This window comes from Escherichia sp. E4736, assembly GCF_005781225.1.
In the GTDB taxonomy this organism is placed as follows: domain Bacteria; phylum Pseudomonadota; class Gammaproteobacteria; order Enterobacterales; family Enterobacteriaceae; genus Escherichia.
The window spans coordinates 67,548-84,802 of record NZ_VATT01000004.1; the positions used below are offsets into that span (position 1 = coordinate 67,548).

At 49.4% G+C, this 17,255-nt stretch carries 15 protein-coding genes, 1 pseudogene and 1 CRISPR repeat array; of the genes and pseudogenes, 5 read left to right on the forward strand and 11 right to left on the reverse strand.

The features are described from left to right. Nucleotides 1–136 precede the first annotated feature (136 nt). The 5 genes from FEK46_RS03090 to FEK46_RS03110 form a co-directional block, all read right to left on the reverse strand. Nucleotides 137–997: an electron transfer flavoprotein subunit alpha/FixB family protein gene (locus FEK46_RS03090; protein WP_135559278.1), complete on the reverse strand. Its 861-nt coding sequence runs from the start codon at nt 995–997 to the stop codon at nt 137–139. Then, nucleotides 994–1,773 (reverse strand): electron transfer flavoprotein subunit beta/FixA family protein, encoded by a 780-nt coding sequence (locus tag FEK46_RS03095; protein WP_135559277.1) that lies wholly within the window; start codon nt 1,771–1,773, stop codon nt 994–996. The genes FEK46_RS03090 and FEK46_RS03095 overlap by 4 nt, the downstream gene beginning before the upstream one ends. After that, nucleotides 1,751–3,160 (reverse strand): MFS transporter, encoded by a 1,410-nt coding sequence (locus tag FEK46_RS03100; RefSeq protein ID WP_167852907.1) that lies wholly within the window; start codon nt 3,158–3,160, stop codon nt 1,751–1,753. Before FEK46_RS03100 ends, FEK46_RS03095 begins: the two co-directional genes overlap by 23 nt. Nucleotides 3,161–3,181: 21 nt before the next feature. After that, nucleotides 3,182–4,636 carry an FAD-binding oxidoreductase gene (locus FEK46_RS03105; RefSeq protein WP_135559275.1) on the reverse strand — a complete coding sequence of 485 codons (1,455 nt, stop codon included), beginning with the start codon at nt 4,634–4,636 and terminating at the stop codon, nt 3,182–3,184. Nucleotides 4,637–4,705: 69 nt separating this feature from the next. Next, entirely contained in the window at nt 4,706–5,491 is a 786-nt protein-coding gene (locus tag FEK46_RS03110) for an SDR family oxidoreductase (protein ID WP_000021321.1), read from the reverse strand. A gap of 318 nt (nt 5,492–5,809) precedes the next feature. On the opposite strand from FEK46_RS03110, the gene FEK46_RS03115 reads away from it, so the two are divergent. After that, nucleotides 5,810–7,087: an MFS transporter gene (locus FEK46_RS03115; protein WP_130258101.1), complete on the forward strand. Its 1,278-nt coding sequence runs from the start codon at nt 5,810–5,812 to the stop codon at nt 7,085–7,087. A gap of 26 nt (nt 7,088–7,113) precedes the next feature. Then, on the forward strand, nt 7,114–8,592 hold the full coding sequence (locus FEK46_RS03120) for an FGGY-family carbohydrate kinase (RefSeq protein WP_135559274.1): 1,479 nt from the start codon (nt 7,114–7,116) through the stop codon (nt 8,590–8,592). A gap of 45 nt (nt 8,593–8,637) precedes the next feature. Then, nucleotides 8,638–8,850: a CRISPR direct-repeat array (repeat unit 29 nt; unit sequence CGGTTTATCCCCGCTGGCGCGGGGAACTC). A gap of 339 nt (nt 8,851–9,189) precedes the next feature. On the opposite strand, the gene queE is transcribed toward FEK46_RS03120, so the two are convergent. Continuing rightward, nucleotides 9,190–9,861 carry a 7-carboxy-7-deazaguanine synthase QueE gene (queE, locus tag FEK46_RS03125; protein WP_135407680.1) on the reverse strand — a complete coding sequence of 224 codons (672 nt, stop codon included), beginning with the start codon at nt 9,859–9,861 and terminating at the stop codon, nt 9,190–9,192. A gap of 172 nt (nt 9,862–10,033) precedes the next feature. Between queE and FEK46_RS03130 the strand changes: the two genes are divergently transcribed. The 3 genes and pseudogenes from FEK46_RS03130 (at nt 10,034) to FEK46_RS03140 (ending at nt 12,475) form a co-directional block, all read left to right on the forward strand. Further along, entirely contained in the window at nt 10,034–10,636 is a 603-nt protein-coding gene (locus FEK46_RS03130; RefSeq protein ID WP_130207677.1) for a LemA family protein, read from the forward strand. A 13-nt stretch (nt 10,637–10,649) separates the two neighbouring features. Then, nucleotides 10,650–11,321, forward strand: a pseudogene (locus FEK46_RS03135) (YgcG family protein); the annotation flags it as partial. A 233-nt stretch (nt 11,322–11,554) separates the two neighbouring features. Further along, the gene (locus tag FEK46_RS03140) at nt 11,555–12,475 is read left to right on the forward strand and encodes a YgcG family protein (RefSeq protein ID WP_135559272.1); all 921 of its coding nucleotides are present in this window, start codon (nt 11,555–11,557) and stop codon (nt 12,473–12,475) included. 59 nt (nt 12,476–12,534) lie between these two features. Here the strand turns inward: FEK46_RS03140 and eno are convergent, their stop codons facing one another. The 5 genes from eno to mazE form a co-directional block, all read right to left on the reverse strand. Next, nucleotides 12,535–13,833: a phosphopyruvate hydratase gene (gene eno / locus FEK46_RS03145; RefSeq protein WP_064528183.1), complete on the reverse strand. Its 1,299-nt coding sequence runs from the start codon at nt 13,831–13,833 to the stop codon at nt 12,535–12,537. Nucleotides 13,834–13,920: 87 nt separating this feature from the next. After that, nucleotides 13,921–15,558, reverse strand: coding sequence for a CTP synthase (glutamine hydrolyzing) (gene pyrG, locus FEK46_RS03150; RefSeq protein ID WP_130207680.1), 1,638 nt, complete (start codon nt 15,556–15,558; stop codon nt 13,921–13,923). A 227-nt stretch (nt 15,559–15,785) separates the two neighbouring features. Beyond that, nucleotides 15,786–16,577, reverse strand: a complete 792-nt coding sequence (gene mazG / locus FEK46_RS03155; RefSeq protein ID WP_135559271.1) for a nucleoside triphosphate pyrophosphohydrolase — start codon at nt 16,575–16,577, stop codon at nt 15,786–15,788. A 71-nt stretch (nt 16,578–16,648) separates the two neighbouring features. Continuing rightward, on the reverse strand, nt 16,649–16,984 hold the full coding sequence (mazF, locus tag FEK46_RS03160; RefSeq protein ID WP_135559270.1) for an endoribonuclease MazF: 336 nt from the start codon (nt 16,982–16,984) through the stop codon (nt 16,649–16,651). Next, the gene (gene mazE / locus FEK46_RS03165) at nt 16,984–17,232 is read right to left on the reverse strand and encodes a type II toxin-antitoxin system antitoxin MazE (RefSeq protein ID WP_000581937.1); all 249 of its coding nucleotides are present in this window, start codon (nt 17,230–17,232) and stop codon (nt 16,984–16,986) included. The genes mazF and mazE overlap by 1 nt, the downstream gene beginning before the upstream one ends. Nucleotides 17,233–17,255 lie beyond the last annotated feature (23 nt).

The window sequence follows — 17,255 nt, forward strand, 5'->3', positions numbered from 1 at the left end:
GTAACGAATTGAATTTGTGTGATTTGTAGGCTGCACGCCAAATCTGGCATTCAGCGCCTGATGCGACGCTTAACGCGTCTTATCAGGCCAACAAGTCCCGAGCCTGGCCCCCGTCCACGCCGCATCCGGCTGTACGTTATTGGCAATCTGCGTGAATGTTTGTCACCAGTGCCTCCAGCACGGCTTTCCAGTCATCTACCACACCAACATCTGCCTGCGAAAATACCGCCGCGCTGGCGTCATGATTAATCGCCACCACAAACTTACTATTACGTACGCCCGCCATTAACGCTGCCGCACCGGATGCGCCCGCCACAATGCAAACATCTGGCGCCAACAAATGCCCGGAAATACCAATGACCTTTTCGGCTTCAAAGCCACCGTTCATCACTCGCGCCCGACTGTAGCCCACTTCTGCCCCCAGCTTTTCAGCCAGTGTAGCGATGTCATGGCTATCTGCCTCGCCGCCCTGCCCCACTACCAGTACTCGTCTGGCCTCAGCTAATGGTTCGCGGGTAACATTTTTAAGATCCTCTGTGCTAACCAGCCAGTCGGGAAGCGCCCCGGGAACAATGTTCAGTTGCTGCATACCAGAGGGCAACGTGGCGTTTTTCGCTGCTCCCACCTGACGTGCCAGCGAAAGGCATAGCGGGCGTTTTTCTGTTTGCAGCGTCGCCGTTAGCGCATTTCCCCAGTGGGATTTACGCACGCTTACGGTTGGAATCTCTAACGAAGTCACCTGGCAGATGCTTGCACCATGTAAACGCCAGGCCAGCCGGGTCGACAGTTCATCGCCAAACGTTCCCGGCGGAAAGAGAACAACGTCCGCAGGCGTTCGCTGCCACTGTTCCACCAGCGCATTCAGCACCTGTTCCGCCACTACGGGCTGAGGTTCTATTTGCCAGTGCGCCAGGGTACAACCGCTGAAATCCTGCGCCGCCAGCCAGCTCGCTATTGCGGCATTCTCCTGATTTATTGTCACAATTGCGATATTCATGGCTGCATCCTTTGGCGTAAATAGTCCTGCCATAGCTTTTGCGCTTTTTCTGCTACCGTTTGCCCATCAATCAGCGTCGCTCCACGCCGTTGCTCTGCTCTTGCCAGATGCAGACACTGCATCGCTGGCAATTCGACAGCAACAGTTTTACGGATAATTTCTGCTTTCCCCGCAGCCATTCGCTGGCGCATTCCCGGTACTGGCAAGGCCACTTCACCACACTGGCGCACGGCAATCACCGCAGGCAAGCGAACCCGGCAACAACGCAACCCATGTTCAGTACGCTGTTCGAGGGTGATAAACGGCGCGTCGAGAGTGAAACGCTCCACCTGGGTGAAGCAGGGCCAGCCCAGCATTTCCGCCAGCAAAAATGGCGTTTGCCCATTTTGTCCTTCGCTGCTTTGGCAGCCGGTAATTAGCAGATCCAGCGGATTCTGGCGCTGCCATTCGGCAATATGCCAGGCGACAAATTCCGGCGCAAAGCGCAGATCTGCCGCCGTCTCCAGCAATACAACTTTCTCAAACCCAAGAGCCATGAGATAGCGCAGCCAGTGCAACGCCCGTTCATCGCCTATGCTCAACGCGGTTAAAGTCATCGGCGTGCCATTTTTTCTCTGCGCCAACAGCAGCGCGGCAGCGGCCTGTTCATCAGCACCGAGTAAACTTCGCAGTAGCGAAACATCCGGTCCGCTATTACCCTGAGCCGCCGCCTGCCACTCTTTTTCCGCCAGCATTCCGGCATCCGGTTCGGCTTTAAACGCTAACAGAATGTTCATTCGCACCTCCTACATTTCCCGCCGCCACCAGCGGGAGAGCTTTAGTTTCTGGTGCCCATAGCCAGGTCACGACAAAACCCACTAACAACACTGCCGCCAGGAGTAATAAGGTAACTTGCATTCCCCACTGCGCCAGAATCCACGGCAGCAGGCCAGTACTTACCGCCGCGCCCAACCGACTCATGGCGGTGGCAAAACCGACGCCTAACGAGCGAATGTCGGTAGGAAAACTTTCCGCAGGTAAAATGCCCACCAGATTACTGACCGCCGAAATGGTGGTACTGAAGAGAACAAAGAGCAGCAGCGTTACCGAACTGCCGGAAGGCAAACAGGCCATCACCATCAGTGTGGCTGCCAGCAGCAAAAAGCTCCCCAGTAAAAATTTGCGATGGGCCATCAGGTGCGTCAGAAATAATCCCAGCAGCGCGCCAACAATTAACAACGCATTAAGCATCAGGCTGGCAGTCAGTGCATCTTCCAGACCAATAGTCTGGGCGATGGTCGGCAGCCAGGTATAAATCACAAACCACGGGATCACCAGGCAGACAAAGAACACGCTGTTAAACGCCGTGCGCCGCCAGTAGCGCGAAGAGAACAAGGTTTTGATGTGCTTAGTGGTGGCCGTAGCCACTTCATCGCCCAATAAAACATGGGGACCAAAAAAGCGATGTACGATAGCGTGAGCTTCTGCAAAACGTCCCTGGCGTAGCAGCCAGCGCGGCGATTCCGGCGTCCCCCAACGTAACAACGTAATCAACAATGCGGGCAGAGCTGCCGATGCCAGCAGCCAGCGCCAGGCTTCCGGGTTTTCGGAAATAAAGTGATGTCCGGCAATACTTGCCAACACATAGCCTACGGTCCACACCACGCTGAACGCGCCCAGCAAAATACCGCGATGGCGGCGCGGGGAAAATTCAGCCAGCAAGGTATGACCTACTGAGTAATCGCCTCCCAGACCAATGCCAATCAAAATGCGCAGTCCAATAAGATGCTCTGGCGTGGTGGCAAAAAATTGTAAAAACGAAGCAAGCGTAATCAGCAAAAAACTGAAGGTGAAGATTTTTTGTCGCCCAATATGGTCGGAGATCCACCCCAAAACCAGACTGCCGATAAACAGGCCAAGTAACGCCGAGCCGCCAATCATACCCGCCATAAACGGCGTCAGTTGCATGGCTGGAGTAAGCTGAATAATGGCGTAACCAATGACGCCGAGGACATAACCGTCGGTCAGGTGCGCACCGAAAGTGAGCGCAGCAATGCGGCAGTGAAAACGGTTAAGTGGTAAATCATCCATTCGCACCGGTGAAGTGTTCATCTTTACCCCTTCATTGTCCGGTAATAAGAACGGCTTCCCGGTTGAGAAGCCGAAAAGGCAACGCCCCGTCATCAAGGGACGCTGCCTGACACATTATTTTTCAATCGGATAGATAGTACCCGTATTCATAATGCCGTTAGGATCGAACTGCTTTTTCAGCCCTTCCAGCAACGCCCATGCGCTGCCGTGTTCCAGCTTGCTCCAGTGAACGCGATGTTTACCAATGCCGTGGTGGTGCACCATCGAACCGCCGAGGCGAATGGTTTCTTCGCAGATGATTTTGTTGAGCGGATTGTGGTACTTGTCGATTTCCTCTTCCGGCTTACAGTCAACGACGTTGTAGTCGTAGACGAAGTACATGTTGGTGCCGTTCTGGTAGCTATGAGAGGAGTGACCGCCCAGCATGGTAATGTCGTCGGCGTGCGGGAACTCGGTACGAATACGGTTAATAACGCTTTCGTAGATTTCGTGGATGCAGCTCCAGCAGCCGGAGACTTCGGTGGTAAAGCCCATGTTGCCGGTTTTGAGGATCTGCACACGTTCGGCGGCAACTTTATCTGGTCCCCAGTTCAGATTGTTAAACCAGGTTTCAATCAGTTTGCTGTCTACACGCTGGCATTGCGGGTAGCGGGCAACGATTTCCGCAATCCCTTCGCCCGTCGCCTTCGCAATGCGAGGGTTACCTTCAGCCATAAAGATCAGCACACATTTTCCGTCGGCAAAATGAGTGAAATGCTGTGTGCCATCTTCAGCGTCATACAAACGAGCAATCGACGGGCGATACCCTTCCACCATGATTTCACGCAGGATGTTGAAGCCGGTTTTCATGTCTTCCAGGATATAGCCGTAGAAGAGGTTGTTTTCCGGAGTGAATTTAAAGATTTTCACTGTTACTTCAGTGATATAGCACAGTGCACCTTCGTTACCGATGATGACGTGACGAATGTCCGGCCCAGCCGCGCGACGTGGCACGTTTTTAATGCGTGTCATGGTGCCATCAGCCAATACTGCTTCCAGACCAACGACCATATCTTCGATTGCGCCGTAGAGTGTGGAGAACTGCCCGATACTGCGGGTCGCTACCAGCCCGCCCATCTGCGCCAGCGGTTTTGATTGCGGAGAATGCCCTGTGGTGTAACCCTTTTCACGCAACGCGTTTTCCAGCACCTCCAGCGGAACGCCACATTGCGCCGTGGCCTGCATATTCTCAATATCAATATTAATGATTTGATTCATGGCGGAGCCGTCGAGCACCACCGAGTTTTCTACAACGGTTTCCAGCCCACCTTCGGTGGCGGAAGCACCGGTACGCGGCACACCGTTAATTTTGTGCGCATTCATAAAATTCAGCACACGGGAGACTTGTTCTGTGGAACCGAGTTTTACGACCGCTGCCGGAATCGGCAAAGTATAAATGCCATGAATATCCGGAAATTTACGAAAACGGTCAATACTGTTCTTCTTTAATACTGTTTCATCGGTAATTACGCGATCTGCACCAACAATTTCCTTTAGCTGGTCGACAATCGCTGCGCGAGATAAAGACATAGTAATTCCTTCCTGGTAATAAAAATGGAATAATCATTAATAAGAGAAAACAGAAACCACCGTTATGGATTAGCGCACTAAATAACCGCCATCAACCACTAATAAATGTCCGTTGACATAATTTGAAGCCGGACTTGCGAGGAATACGGCTGCGCCCATTAAATCCTGAGTATCGCCCCAACGGTTTGCCGGAATATGATCAAGAACGCGCTGGTTAGTTTCTGGATTACTACGGGTCGCCAGAGTGATATCGGTAGCGTAATATCCCGGGGCAATACCATTTACCTGAATATTATATTGACCTAATTCATCGCAATAGGCTTTGGTGAATCCGGCAAGGGCGTGTTTAGTTGCAGAATATGCAGGTGACCATTGTCCACCTAAGTAAGAGAACAATGAACAGATATTAATGATTTTACCGCTTTTCTGCGGAATCATAATTTTTGCTGCTTCATAGCTTAACTCGAATGCGGCGGTCAGGTTCACATCAATCATCGGGTCCCAGTCGGCACGACCGAAGTCCAGCACCTTATTCAGCTTACAAATACCGGCATTGTTAACCAGAATATCGACTGTACCGAAACGCTCACAGCAGGCAGCGATAATCTTCTGCGGTGCGCCTTCTGCGGTGATGTCCACCTGCATGAAGTCCACTTCAACACCCTGTTTTTCAATCATTTCCTTTGTTTCGCCGTTATCTTTGACGAAACTTGGAATAAAAATATTTGCGCCTGCTTTGGCCAACGCCATTGCAAATGCCTGACCTAAACCGCTATTCCCGCCGGTAACAATTGCTGTTTTACCTTTCAGGGAGAAAAAATCCATTGAGAACGCATTGAGAGATTCGATTGACATAGTTAGCTCCAATTTCCGTAAGGCAAAAAAAAAGAAAGGTAACTTCCCCCGCGAGAGGGAAGTTACCTTTCTCATTATCTCTGGTAACTGGAGATAATTTTTAGCATAAGGGCATAACTGCTAATGTGATCGTAATCACAGAGTGCTGTTCGTATTATCAAATAGTTTTAAAAAGCAGAAGCGTGATTACTCTCACACAACACCTTTTCTTTCCATGTTATTTCTTATTGCAATTACTAGAGAGCTGAGAAAAGTAATCCACCTGAAAGGGCGGCTTACTTTTCTCTTTTTTTTGTCTATTACAAATGGGAATACGATATGCAACACAACTCATATCGCCGTTGGATAACCCTCGCGATAATTAGTTTTAGCGGCGGCGTAAGTTTTGATCTGGCTTATTTACGTTATATTTATCAAATTCCCATGGCGAAATTTATGGGATTCAGCAATACCGAGATAGGTTTAATAATGAGTACATTTGGTATTGCGGCCATTATTCTTTATGCCCCCAGCGGCGTTATTGCCGATAAATTTTCACACCGCAAAATGATTACTTCCGCGATGATCATTACCGGGTTGCTGGGCCTGATAATGGCAACCTATCCACCACTCTGGGTAATGCTCTGTATTCAGGTCGCCTTTGCCATAACCACTATTTTAATGCTGTGGTCAGTGTCGATTAAAGCCGCCTCATTGCTGGGCGATCATAGCGAGCAAGGGAAAATTATGGGCTGGATGGAAGGGCTGCGCGGCGTCGGTGTAATGTCGCTGGCGGTGTTTACCATGTGGGTCTTTTCTCGCTTTGCACCGGATGACAGCGCCAGCCTGAAAACGGTCATTATTATCTACAGTGTGGTTTACATCTTATTGGGGATTCTGTGCTGGTTTTTTGTTAGCGATAACAACAACCTGTGCAGTGCCAATAACGAAGAAAAACAGTCATTCCAGCTTAGCGACATCCTGGCCGTTTTGCGCATCAGCACCACCTGGTATTGCAGCATGGTGATTTTTGGCGTCTTCACCATCTACGCCATTCTGAGTTACTCCACCAACTATCTGACCGAGATGTACGGCATGTCGCTGGTGGCGGCGAGCTACATGGGGATTGTGATCAACAAAATCTTCCGCGCACTGTGTGGTCCACTTGGCGGCATCATCACCACCTACAGCAAAGTGAAATCCCCTACCCGCGTGATCCAAATCCTTTCCATCATCGGCCTGCTGGCACTGACTGCCCTACTCGTTACCAACTCTAACCCGCAATCGGTCGCGATGGGGATTGGCCTGATTTTACTACTGGGATTCACCTGTTACGCCTCACGCGGGCTGTACTGGGCCTGCCCCGGCGAAGCGAGAACACCGTCTTACATTATGGGTACCACGGTAGGTATTTGTTCGGTGATTGGATTCCTGCCGGATGTCTTCGTTTACCCGATTATCGGTCACTGGCAGGACACCCTGCCCGCTGCAGAAGCCTACCGCAACATGTGGCTGATGGGCATGGCGGCCCTCGGCATGGTGATCGTCTTTACCTTTTTGCTGTTCCAAAAAATTCGTACTGCTGATATCGCCCCCGCAACGGCTAACAGCAAGTAAGCCAGAAAAATTACAGGAGAAAAATCATGTCGAAGAAATACATCATAGGGATTGATGGCGGAAGTCAGAGCACAAAAGTAGTGATGTACGATCTGGAAGGTAATGTAGTTTGCGAAGGTAAAGGCTTATTACAGCCGATGCACACGCCGGATGCCGATACCGCAGAACATCCTGACGACGATTTATGGGCATCATTATGTTTTGCCGGTCACGATTTAATGAGCCAGTTTGCCGGGAATAAAGAAGATATTGTTGGCATCGGCCTGGGATCAATCCGTTGCTGTCGTGCGTTACTAAAAGCCGATGGCACGCCTGCTGCTCCGTTGATTAGCTGGCAGGATGCACGCGTTACACGCCCTTACGAACATACGAATCCTGACGTGGCATATGTCACCTCTTTTTCGGGTTATCTGACGCACCGTTTAACGGGGGAATTAAAAGATAATATCGCCAACTATTTTGGTCAGTGGCCGGTGGATTATAAGAGCTGGGCATGGAGTGAAGATGCTGCGGTAATGGAGAAGTTTAATATCCCCCGCCAGATGCTTTTTGATGTGCAAATGCCAGGCACTGTTCTTGGGCATATCACACCTCAAGCCGCGCTGGCAACGCATTTCCCGGCTGGGCTGTCCGTAGTTTGTACCACCAGCGATAAACCGGTAGAAGCTCTGGGAGCCGGGTTACTGGATGATGAAACGGCAGTAATTTCTCTTGGCACTTACATCGCATTGATGATGAACGGTAAAGCACTGCCGAAAGATCCGGTTGCGTACTGGCCGATTATGTCTTCTATTCCGCAAACGTTGCTTTATGAAGGTTACGGTATCCGAAAAGGCATGTGGACGGTGAGCTGGCTGCGCGACATGTTAGGCGAGTCGTTAATTCAGGATGCCAAAGCACAAGATCTTTCACCGGAAGATTTGCTCAACAAAAAAGCTTCTTGTGTGCCACCTGGCTGTAATGGTCTGATGACAGTGCTGGACTGGCTGACCAATCCGTGGGAACCGTACAAACGCGGGATTATGATCGGCTTTGATTCCAGCATGGATTACGCATGGATATATCGCTCGATACTGGAAAGCGTGGCGCTAACGCTGAAGAACAATTACGACAATATGTGTAATGAAATGAATCACTTTGCGAAGCATGTGATCATTACTGGCGGTGGTTCGAACAGCGATCTGTTTATGCAGATTTTTGCCGATGTATTCAATCTTTCGGCGCGCCGTAATGCCATTAACGGTTGTGCAAGCCTGGGGGCGGCGATCAACACGGCTGTAGGGCTTGGTCTGTATCCAGATTACGCAACGGCTGTCGACAAAATGGTTCGCGTGAAAGATGTCTTTATGCCGATTGAGAGCAATGCCAAACGCTACGATGCGATGAATAAAGGTATTTTCAAAGATTTAACCAAACATACTGATGTGATCCTGAAAAAATCGTATGAAGTGATGCATGGTGAGCTGGGGAATGCGGATTCAATCCAGAGCTGGTCGAATGCGTAAATGAGGAAGACCGGGCGGGAAACTGCCCGGCCTGAACATACCTGAATGGTTATCCCCGACTGACGCGGGGAGCTCATAGTCGAAGTCTTCATGACTTCCTTGATATTCGGTTTATCCCCGCTGGCGCGGGGAACTCACCAGTGCCGTCCGGCATCACGTCTTTAACCTCGGTTTATCCCCGCTGGCGCGGGGAACTCCGGCAGGTTCTGCGGCTAAAACAGTCGCCAAACGGTTTATCCCCGCTGGCGCGGGGAACTCTCTAAACATAACCTATTATTAATTAATGATTTTTTAAGCCAGTCACAATATACCAACTTTACAGGATCACACAAACAACATATCCATTATGTTAAAGAGCACTTAATCCATTGATTGAAAAGATAAATATATAAAATAACTCTATACAAACTAAAATCTACCAAACTCCGACGTAATAATTTTCACTCCAGTGAAAAATTAACGCCACAGAATTTGTAGAGAATGACAATGATTAGCCCGGAATGGGCAAAATGGATGAGTGTTCAGAGGCGACAAAAAATATAAATGAGTGGGAGACTTTACAAACCCCACCCATTTACAACGCTTATAAATGTTTAATCAGGCAATATTTAAATATTTATGTGTTTGCATCGACAAACGCCAGTTACGCGCAATGCAAGTTTCAATGCACAAACGCGTAGCATCTTCCTTCTGGCTAATTGGCTGAAGTGCAATGATTCGCGGTTTATCATCGGTCAGCGTCGCCAGCAATTCATCCAGTGCTTCGATATCCCGTACGCGTCCAACTGGGTGTTTGATTTCGTTAGCTCGCTCCAGGGCTTGCGACAATACTTCATAACCGCCACGCATATTCAGTTTTGGCGACACGGTGACCCAGGTATTCGGCGTACAACGCACTTCATGAGTGCCGCTGGTTTCAATCTGGCAGCTAAAACCGTTCTTTTCGAGCAGGTCAGTAAGCGGCAGCAAGTCATGAATGCAAGGCTCACCACCGGTAATCACCACGTGACGCGCGGTGTATCCCTGACGACCGATGACTGCGAGTAAGTCTTCACTGCTTGCTGCTCCCCACTTATCACTCTCTTTCGTTTTACCCAGAATGCTGAAAAGGGAAACTTCCCGATCCTCAAGCTTTTCCCATGTGTGTTTGGTGTCGCACCAGGCACAGCCGACCGGGCATCCCTGTAAACGAATAAAAATGGCGGGGACGCCGGTAAAGTAACCCTCACCTTGCAGGGTCTGGAACATCTCGTTAATCGGGTACTGCATAGCATTCTCTGAGAAGTGGATAATTGTTAATTATTGCAGATCCTGCCGCAATATTCATGCTTTATTAACATTCTGTTACAGGCGGGTTTAAGGTAAAAAGTGAATCAGATCATTAAGAATAAAATGAAGCGGCGTATTATGTTTTAAGGAATTAAATAAAAGGGATTTAAACATGTTTAGAATATTCATCGTATTTATATTTATTTTCAATTTATCAGGTTGCGGTTATAACGATATTCAAACCTATGATGAACAGGTCAATGCCTCCTGGTCAGAAGTATTGAATCAGTATCAACGCCGTGCAGATCTTATTCCTAATCTTGTCGCCAGCATTAAAGGTTATTCCAGCCATGAAAAAGAGGTACTGGAGGCCGTTACGTTAGCTCGTAGTCAAGCTAATCGTGCCAGCAGCGATCTTCAGCAAGCTCCGGGAGATGAGCAAAAATTACAAGCCTGGCAACAAGCTCAGGCGCAGGTAACTCGCACTCTCGGGCAGTTAACGATTATTAGTGAACGTTATCCAGAATTAAAGGCTCAGGAACTCTATCAAAATTTAATGGTACAACTCGAAGGAAGCGAAAATCGAATTGCTGTCGCGCGAGGAAGATATATTAAAGCCATTGAACAATATAATGTCACTATCCGCAAATTTCCCGCAGTGTTAACCGCAAAGGTCATGGATTACACACCAAAGAAAAATTATTTGCCGGATGATGTCGCCGCAGTAAGCAAAGCCCCAACAATAGATTTTAGCCAGAATGCTAATGCTCATTAGGCGAGTTAATTATATGAAAAATTTTATCTTACTTCTTGTTCTGGTCTGTTCATCTGCGTTTGCAGTGCAAGTTCCAGTACCTGAATTACCTAAATATATGAATGATTTAACAGGGACATTAACCAGAGGGGAAGTAAGTACGCTGACCAGCCAGATTAAAGCCCTGACGCAAAAAGAACAGACGCAGCTTGTGGTATTGGTGGTTGAAACCACAGGCGAAGAAACCATCGAGCAATATGCAACACGTGTGTTCGAGAGTTGGCAGCCCGGCCATAAAGGTCGTGATGACGGTATTTTACTGGTAGTTGCCTGGCAAGATCATACAGTTCATATTGAAATCGGTTACGGGCTTGAGGGTATTCTTACTGATGCACAGTCCGGGCAAATTATTCGCAACAGTATTATTCCAGCGTTTAAAAAAGGCGACCTTACTGGCGGCTTGCAACAGGGTATCAGTGATATTGAAACCCGACTATCAGGAAATGATTTAGTCAATAACACATCGCCCGATCACCCTTTGCCCTTTAGCGGTTGGTGGGCTTTGTTAGTCTGGGCGATAGTACTGACGTTTATTTCTGCCAGAGGATATGTCAAAACGCTGGGAGTAATTTGCTTTGCTGCCATAATATTGGCCTTTGTACTTCCCATCGCTGGATATAGCGGGAGCTGGGGAGTTCTTGCCACATTATTATGTTTCGCCACACCGTTCCTGGTCGTAGCTATCGCTTTCACACCTTTCGGCAGAAAGGTGCGTGCTTCAATGCGTAGTGCCAACCGACCGTCTCGTTACGAAAGAAGCAACTCGGCCTCCTGGCATTCTTCATCATCGTCGTCATCTTCCTCTTCATCGTCTTTCGACAATGACAATTTCAGCGGTGGCGGCGGTTCGTCTGGTGGCGGTGGCGCTTCCGGGCGCTGGTGATCGTAATGCGCTTAATCTTTATTTTACTCGCTTTGTGGTGCCTTCCGGTGCTTGCCCAGCAAATTGCTGTGCCGGAGCTGCGCCACCAGGTGACCGATATTACTGGTACGTTAAGCTCGTCTGAACAACAATCACTGACACAGCAGCTGCAGGATATTACACAAAAAACACGAGCCCAGGTCGCCGTATTAATTGTGCCATCCACCGGGGACGATACCATTGAACAATATGCAACTCGCGTTTTTGATAGCTGGAAACTGGGGGATGAGCGGCGTGACGATGGTATTCTGATCCTGGTCGTCTGGGAAGATCGTAAAGTTCGCATTGAAGTGGGCTACGGGCTGGAAGGGGTGGTTACCGACCTGCAAGCGGCGAAGATTATCCGTGATATATTAATCCCTGCCTTCAAAAGTGATGACCTTATGGGTGGGTTAACACTGGCAAGCGAAAATATTGGCGCGCTTCTGTTGAATGGTGAATTACCGGAAAACAGGGGGAATTACTACAGTATCAATCCCCCTATTCCATTATCGCTTGCTGTAATTATATTACTGGCGGTGCTTTCATATTTTATTGTTTTTACCGATCCGTCAAATCTCCCCTGGATAGCACTCACTGGCGCAATTTACGGGATGGTATTCCTCTATGTTGCAGAGCCAGGACCATGGACGAATTTAATCGTTGCCTGCGGCATGTTAACGCCTTTTGCGATCGTAGTGCTGCTTATCTTTTGGCTTATCGTTAGTAAAAAACTACGCGCCAGATATAAGAAACTCGGTAAAGAAAGAGCTTCAAGAAAAGGTTCTTCGTCATCCTCTTCCGGTGGCGGCTCAAGTGGTGGTGGGTTTAGCGGCGGCGGCGGATTTAGCGGAGGTGGCGGTTCTTCTGGAGGCGGTGGTTCCTCAGGCCGCTGGTAACTCGACCATAAAAAATGCCAGCCCGAAGGCTGGCATTTTTAAATCAGATAAAGTCAGACTTATGCCTGGCCTTTGATCTCTTTACGACCGTTGTACGGTGCTTTTTCGCCCAGAGCTTCTTCGATACGAATCAGCTGGTTGTATTTAGCAACACGGTCAGAACGGCTCATAGAACCAGTTTTGATCTGGCCTGCAGCAGTACCAACAGCCAGGTCAGCGATGGTAGCGTCTTCAGTTTCGCCAGAACGGTGAGAGATAACTGCAGTGTAGCCAGCGTCTTTCGCCATCTTGATTGCAGCCAGAGTTTCGGTCAGAGAACCGATCTGGTTGAATTTGATCAGGATGGAGTTAGCGATGCCTTTTTCGATACCTTCTTTCAGGATCTTGGTGTTGGTTACGAACAGGTCGTCACCAACCAGCTGGATTTTGTCGCCCAGAACTTTGGTCTGGTATGCGAAACCGTCCCAGTCAGATTCGTCCAGACCGTCTTCGATAGAAACGATCGGGTACTGTTTGGTCAGTTCTTCCAGGAAGTGAGTGAATTCTTCAGAGGTGAAAGCTTTGTTGCCTTCGCCAGCCAGAACGTATTTACCGTCTTTGTAGAATTCAGAAGCTGCGCAGTCCATCGCCAGAGTGATGTCTTTGCCCAGTTCATAGCCAGCAGCTTTAACAGCTTCAGCGATAACAGCCAGAGCTTCAGCGTTGGAACCCAGGTTCGGCGCATAGCCACCTTCGTCACCAACTGCAGTGTTCATGCCTTTCGCTTTCAGAACTTTTGCCAGGTGATGGAAAACTTCAGAACCCATGCGGATGGCTTCTTTCACAGTTTTCGCGCCAACCGGCTGAATCATGAATTCCTGGATATCAACGTTGTTGTCAGCGTGCTCACCACCGTTGATGATGTTCATCATCGGAACCGGCATGGAGTATTTGCCCGGAGTACCGTTCAGTTCAGCGATGTGCTCGTACAGCGGCATACCTTTAGCAGCTGCAGCAGCTTTGGCGTTAGCCAGAGACACAGCCAGGATTGCGTTTGCGCCGAAGTTAGATTTGTTTTCGGTGCCGTCCAGGTCGATCATGATCTTGTCAATACCAGCCTGATCTTTGGCATCTTTGCCAATCAGCGCCTGAGCGATCGGGCCGTTAACCGCAGCAACAGCTTTGGTTACGCCTTTGCCCAGGAAACGGGATTTGTCGCCATCGCGCAGTTCCAGAGCTTCACGGGAACCAGTAGAAGCACCTGATGGAGCAGCTGCCATACCGACGAAACCACCCTCCAGATGTACTTCGGCTTCAACAGTCGGGTTACCACGGGAGTCGATGATTTCACGACCGATGATTTTTACGATTTTGGACATTAGGTTTTCCTCAAGTCACTAGTTAAACTGAAACTCCAGACAAACAACGCGTACCCAGGGTACGCGTTGCCGTTCTAACTTTTTTACTTACTTCGCCTGACGTTTCTGGAACTCGCTGGCGGCTTTTACAAAGCCAGCAAACAGCGGGTGGCCATCACGTGGAGTAGAAGTAAACTCCGGATGGAACTGACAAGCCACGAACCACGGGTGATTCGGAACTTCGATGATCTCGACCAACTGATCATCCCCGGAACGGCCCGCAACGCGCAGACCTGCATCTTCAATCTGTTTCAGCAGCATGTTGTTGACTTCGTAGCGGTGACGATGACGCTCAACAATTGTCGGCGCATTGTACAGCTGGCGAACCAGGCTATTGTCAACCAGCTGGCACTGCTGTGCGCCAAGACGCATGGTGCCACCGAGATCGCTCTTCTCGCTACGAACTTCAACGTTGCCGTTTTCATCGCGCCACTCGGTTATCAGCGCCACAACCGGGTACTTACAGTCTGGCACAAATTCCGTAGAGTTGGCGTTCTCCATGTTGGCAACATGGCGAGCGTAATCAATTAACGCCACCTGCATACCCAGGCAAATGCCCAGATAAGGAATATTGTTCTCACGCGCAAAGCGCGCGGTAGTAATCATGCCTTCTACGCCACGATAGCCGAAACCGCCAGGTACGAGGATCGCGTCCAGACCTTTAAGGATTTCAACACCGCGCGTTTCAACATCTTGTGAATCGATCAGTTTGATGTTGACGCTGACACGATTTTTCAGCCCGCCGTGTTTCAGTGCTTCAATCACTGATTTGTAAGCGTCCGGCAGTTCAATGTACTTACCGACCATACCGATGGTGACTTCACTCACCGGATTCGCTTCTTCGAAGATAACCTGTTCCCATTCGGACAGATTCGCTTCCGGGCAGTTTAAGCTGAATCGTTTACAAATATAATCGTCCAGCCCCTGAGATTTCAACAGGCCCGGAATTTTATAGATGGAATCGACGTCTTTCAGAGAAATAACCGCTTTTTCCGGAACATTACAGAACAATGCAATCTTCGCACGTTCGTTCGCCGGTACAGCGCGATCTGAACGACAAATCAGGATGTCAGGCTGGATACCGATGGAGAGCAGCTCTTTTACAGAGTGCTGGGTCGGTTTGGTTTTGACTTCACCAGACGCTGCCATGTACGGCACCAGCGTCAGGTGCATAAACAGAGTGTGCTCACGGCCAATTTCAACAGCCAACTGGCGAATCGCTTCGAGGAACGGCAGGGATTCGATGTCACCTACGGTACCGCCGATTTCGACCAGAACCACGTCGTGGCCTTCGCCACCTGCAAGAACGCGTTCTTTGATAGCGTTAGTGATGTGTGGAATAACCTGTACGGTTGCGCCGAGGTAGTCACCGCGGCGTTCTTTACGCAGAACGTCTGAGTAGATACGACCCGTGGTGAAGTTGTTGCGGCGGCTCATTTTGGTACGAATGAAACGCTCGTAGTGACCCAGGTCCAGGTCGGTTTCAGCGCCGTCTTCAGTAACGAACACTTCCCCGTGTTGGATTGGGCTCATAGTACCTGGATCGACGTTGATGTACGGATCCAGTTTCATGATAGTCACATTGAGGCCACGGGCTTCAAGAATGGCTGCGAGGGAGGCTGCGGCAATGCCTTTACCCAGAGAGGATACGACCCCGCCGGTCACAAAAATATAGTTCGTTGTCATGCTGAACCTGAGAAGTTAGGTTGAAAAGACGATGGAATAACCAGGACGGGAAAGCAGTATACCCGAACATGACCTGTGCCACAAACTTTCATTATCCCTCCTCTTCGCCAGCGCACCATTGAAATCAGGAGTGAGAAAATAGCCCCTTTGGGGTAAATGTTTTTGACGCAAATCAAGCGCTTGTCATTTAAAAAATGACACAAATGGCGCTTGACCGCGTAATTCCCTTAGAGATCAATTTCCTGCCGTTTTACCTGTTGCCAGACTTCTTCCATTGTTTCGAGGTCAACACCTGTCATTTCCAGTCCACGCGCGGCAACAATACGCTCCACTTCGCGAAAACGACGCTCGAATTTTTCGTTCGCTTTTTGCAATGCGATTTCTGCTTTCGTCCCTAAATGGCGAGCCAGATTAACCGTGGCAAACAGCAGGTCGCCCATTTCCTCCTCCAGTTTAGCCTGGTCGACAACAGCCTGCCGCGCCTCGTACATCACCTCGTCGATCTCTTCGTAGACTTTATCAACCACCGGGCCAAGCGTCGTCCAGTCGAAGCCAACGTTGGCACAACGTTTCTGGATTTTTTGTGCGCGCATTAAAGCCGGCAAACTGCGAGGAATATCGTCCAGCGCCGAATGCTGTGCTTTCTGCGCGCGTTCTTCGGTTTTGATCTGCTCCCAACGGGCGAGAACTTCACTGCTGTTTTCGGCAGAACTATCAGCAAAAACATGCGGATGGCGACGCTCTAATTTATCGCTGATCGCAGCACAAATATCATTAAAGTCAAAGCGCCCTTCTTCCTGGGCCATTTGCGCGTAAAACACCACCTGGAACAACAGATCGCCCAGTTCACCGCGCAGATCGTCAAAGTCTTCGCGGGCAATGGAGTCCAGCACTTCGTAGGTTTCTTCAAGGGTATAAGGCGCAATAGAAGCAAATGTCTGCTCCTTATCCCACGGGCAGCCGTTTTCCGGATCGCGCAGGCGCTGCATGATAGTGAGTAAACGGTCGATTTGATTCATTGGAATGTCCTGAAAATTGCGGGTCTGTCAGGTGGAAGCCTGTGACCAGAATAGAAGTGAGTTAGTAACACTTACCCAATCAGCACGTTAATTTTGGCTTTAATGAGTTGTAATTCCTCTGGGGTAACCGTTCCTTTCTTCGTTGCTCCTCTTGCCCGCCAGACGATACTTTTTACCTGATCAGCTAACGCTACGCCATCACGTTCCTGACCGGATAAAACAACTTCGAACGGATATCCTTTTGATTGTGTTGTACAAGGAACACACAGACACATACCTGTTTTGTTGTTATACATGAACGGACTCAGGACAACAGCCGGACGATGTCCGGCTTGCTCGCTACCTTTTGTCGGGTCAAAATCAACCCAAATCAGATCGCCCATATCGGGTACGTATCGGCTTACCATTACCAGACTTCCTTATCTTTCGGCTCCCCCCAGTCGATATTCTCGTGGAGGTTTTCCGGCGTGATGTCGTTGACCAGTTCAGCAAGCGTAAATACGGGCTCTTTACGCACTGGCTCAATAATTAATTTGCCATCCACCAGGTCAATCTTCACTTCATCATCAATATTCAGATTGAGCGCCTGCATTAACGTAGCCGGGATCCGCACTGCAGGAGAATTTCCCCAACGCTTTACGCTACTGTGGATCATAACCCTTTCCTCAAACCGCTATC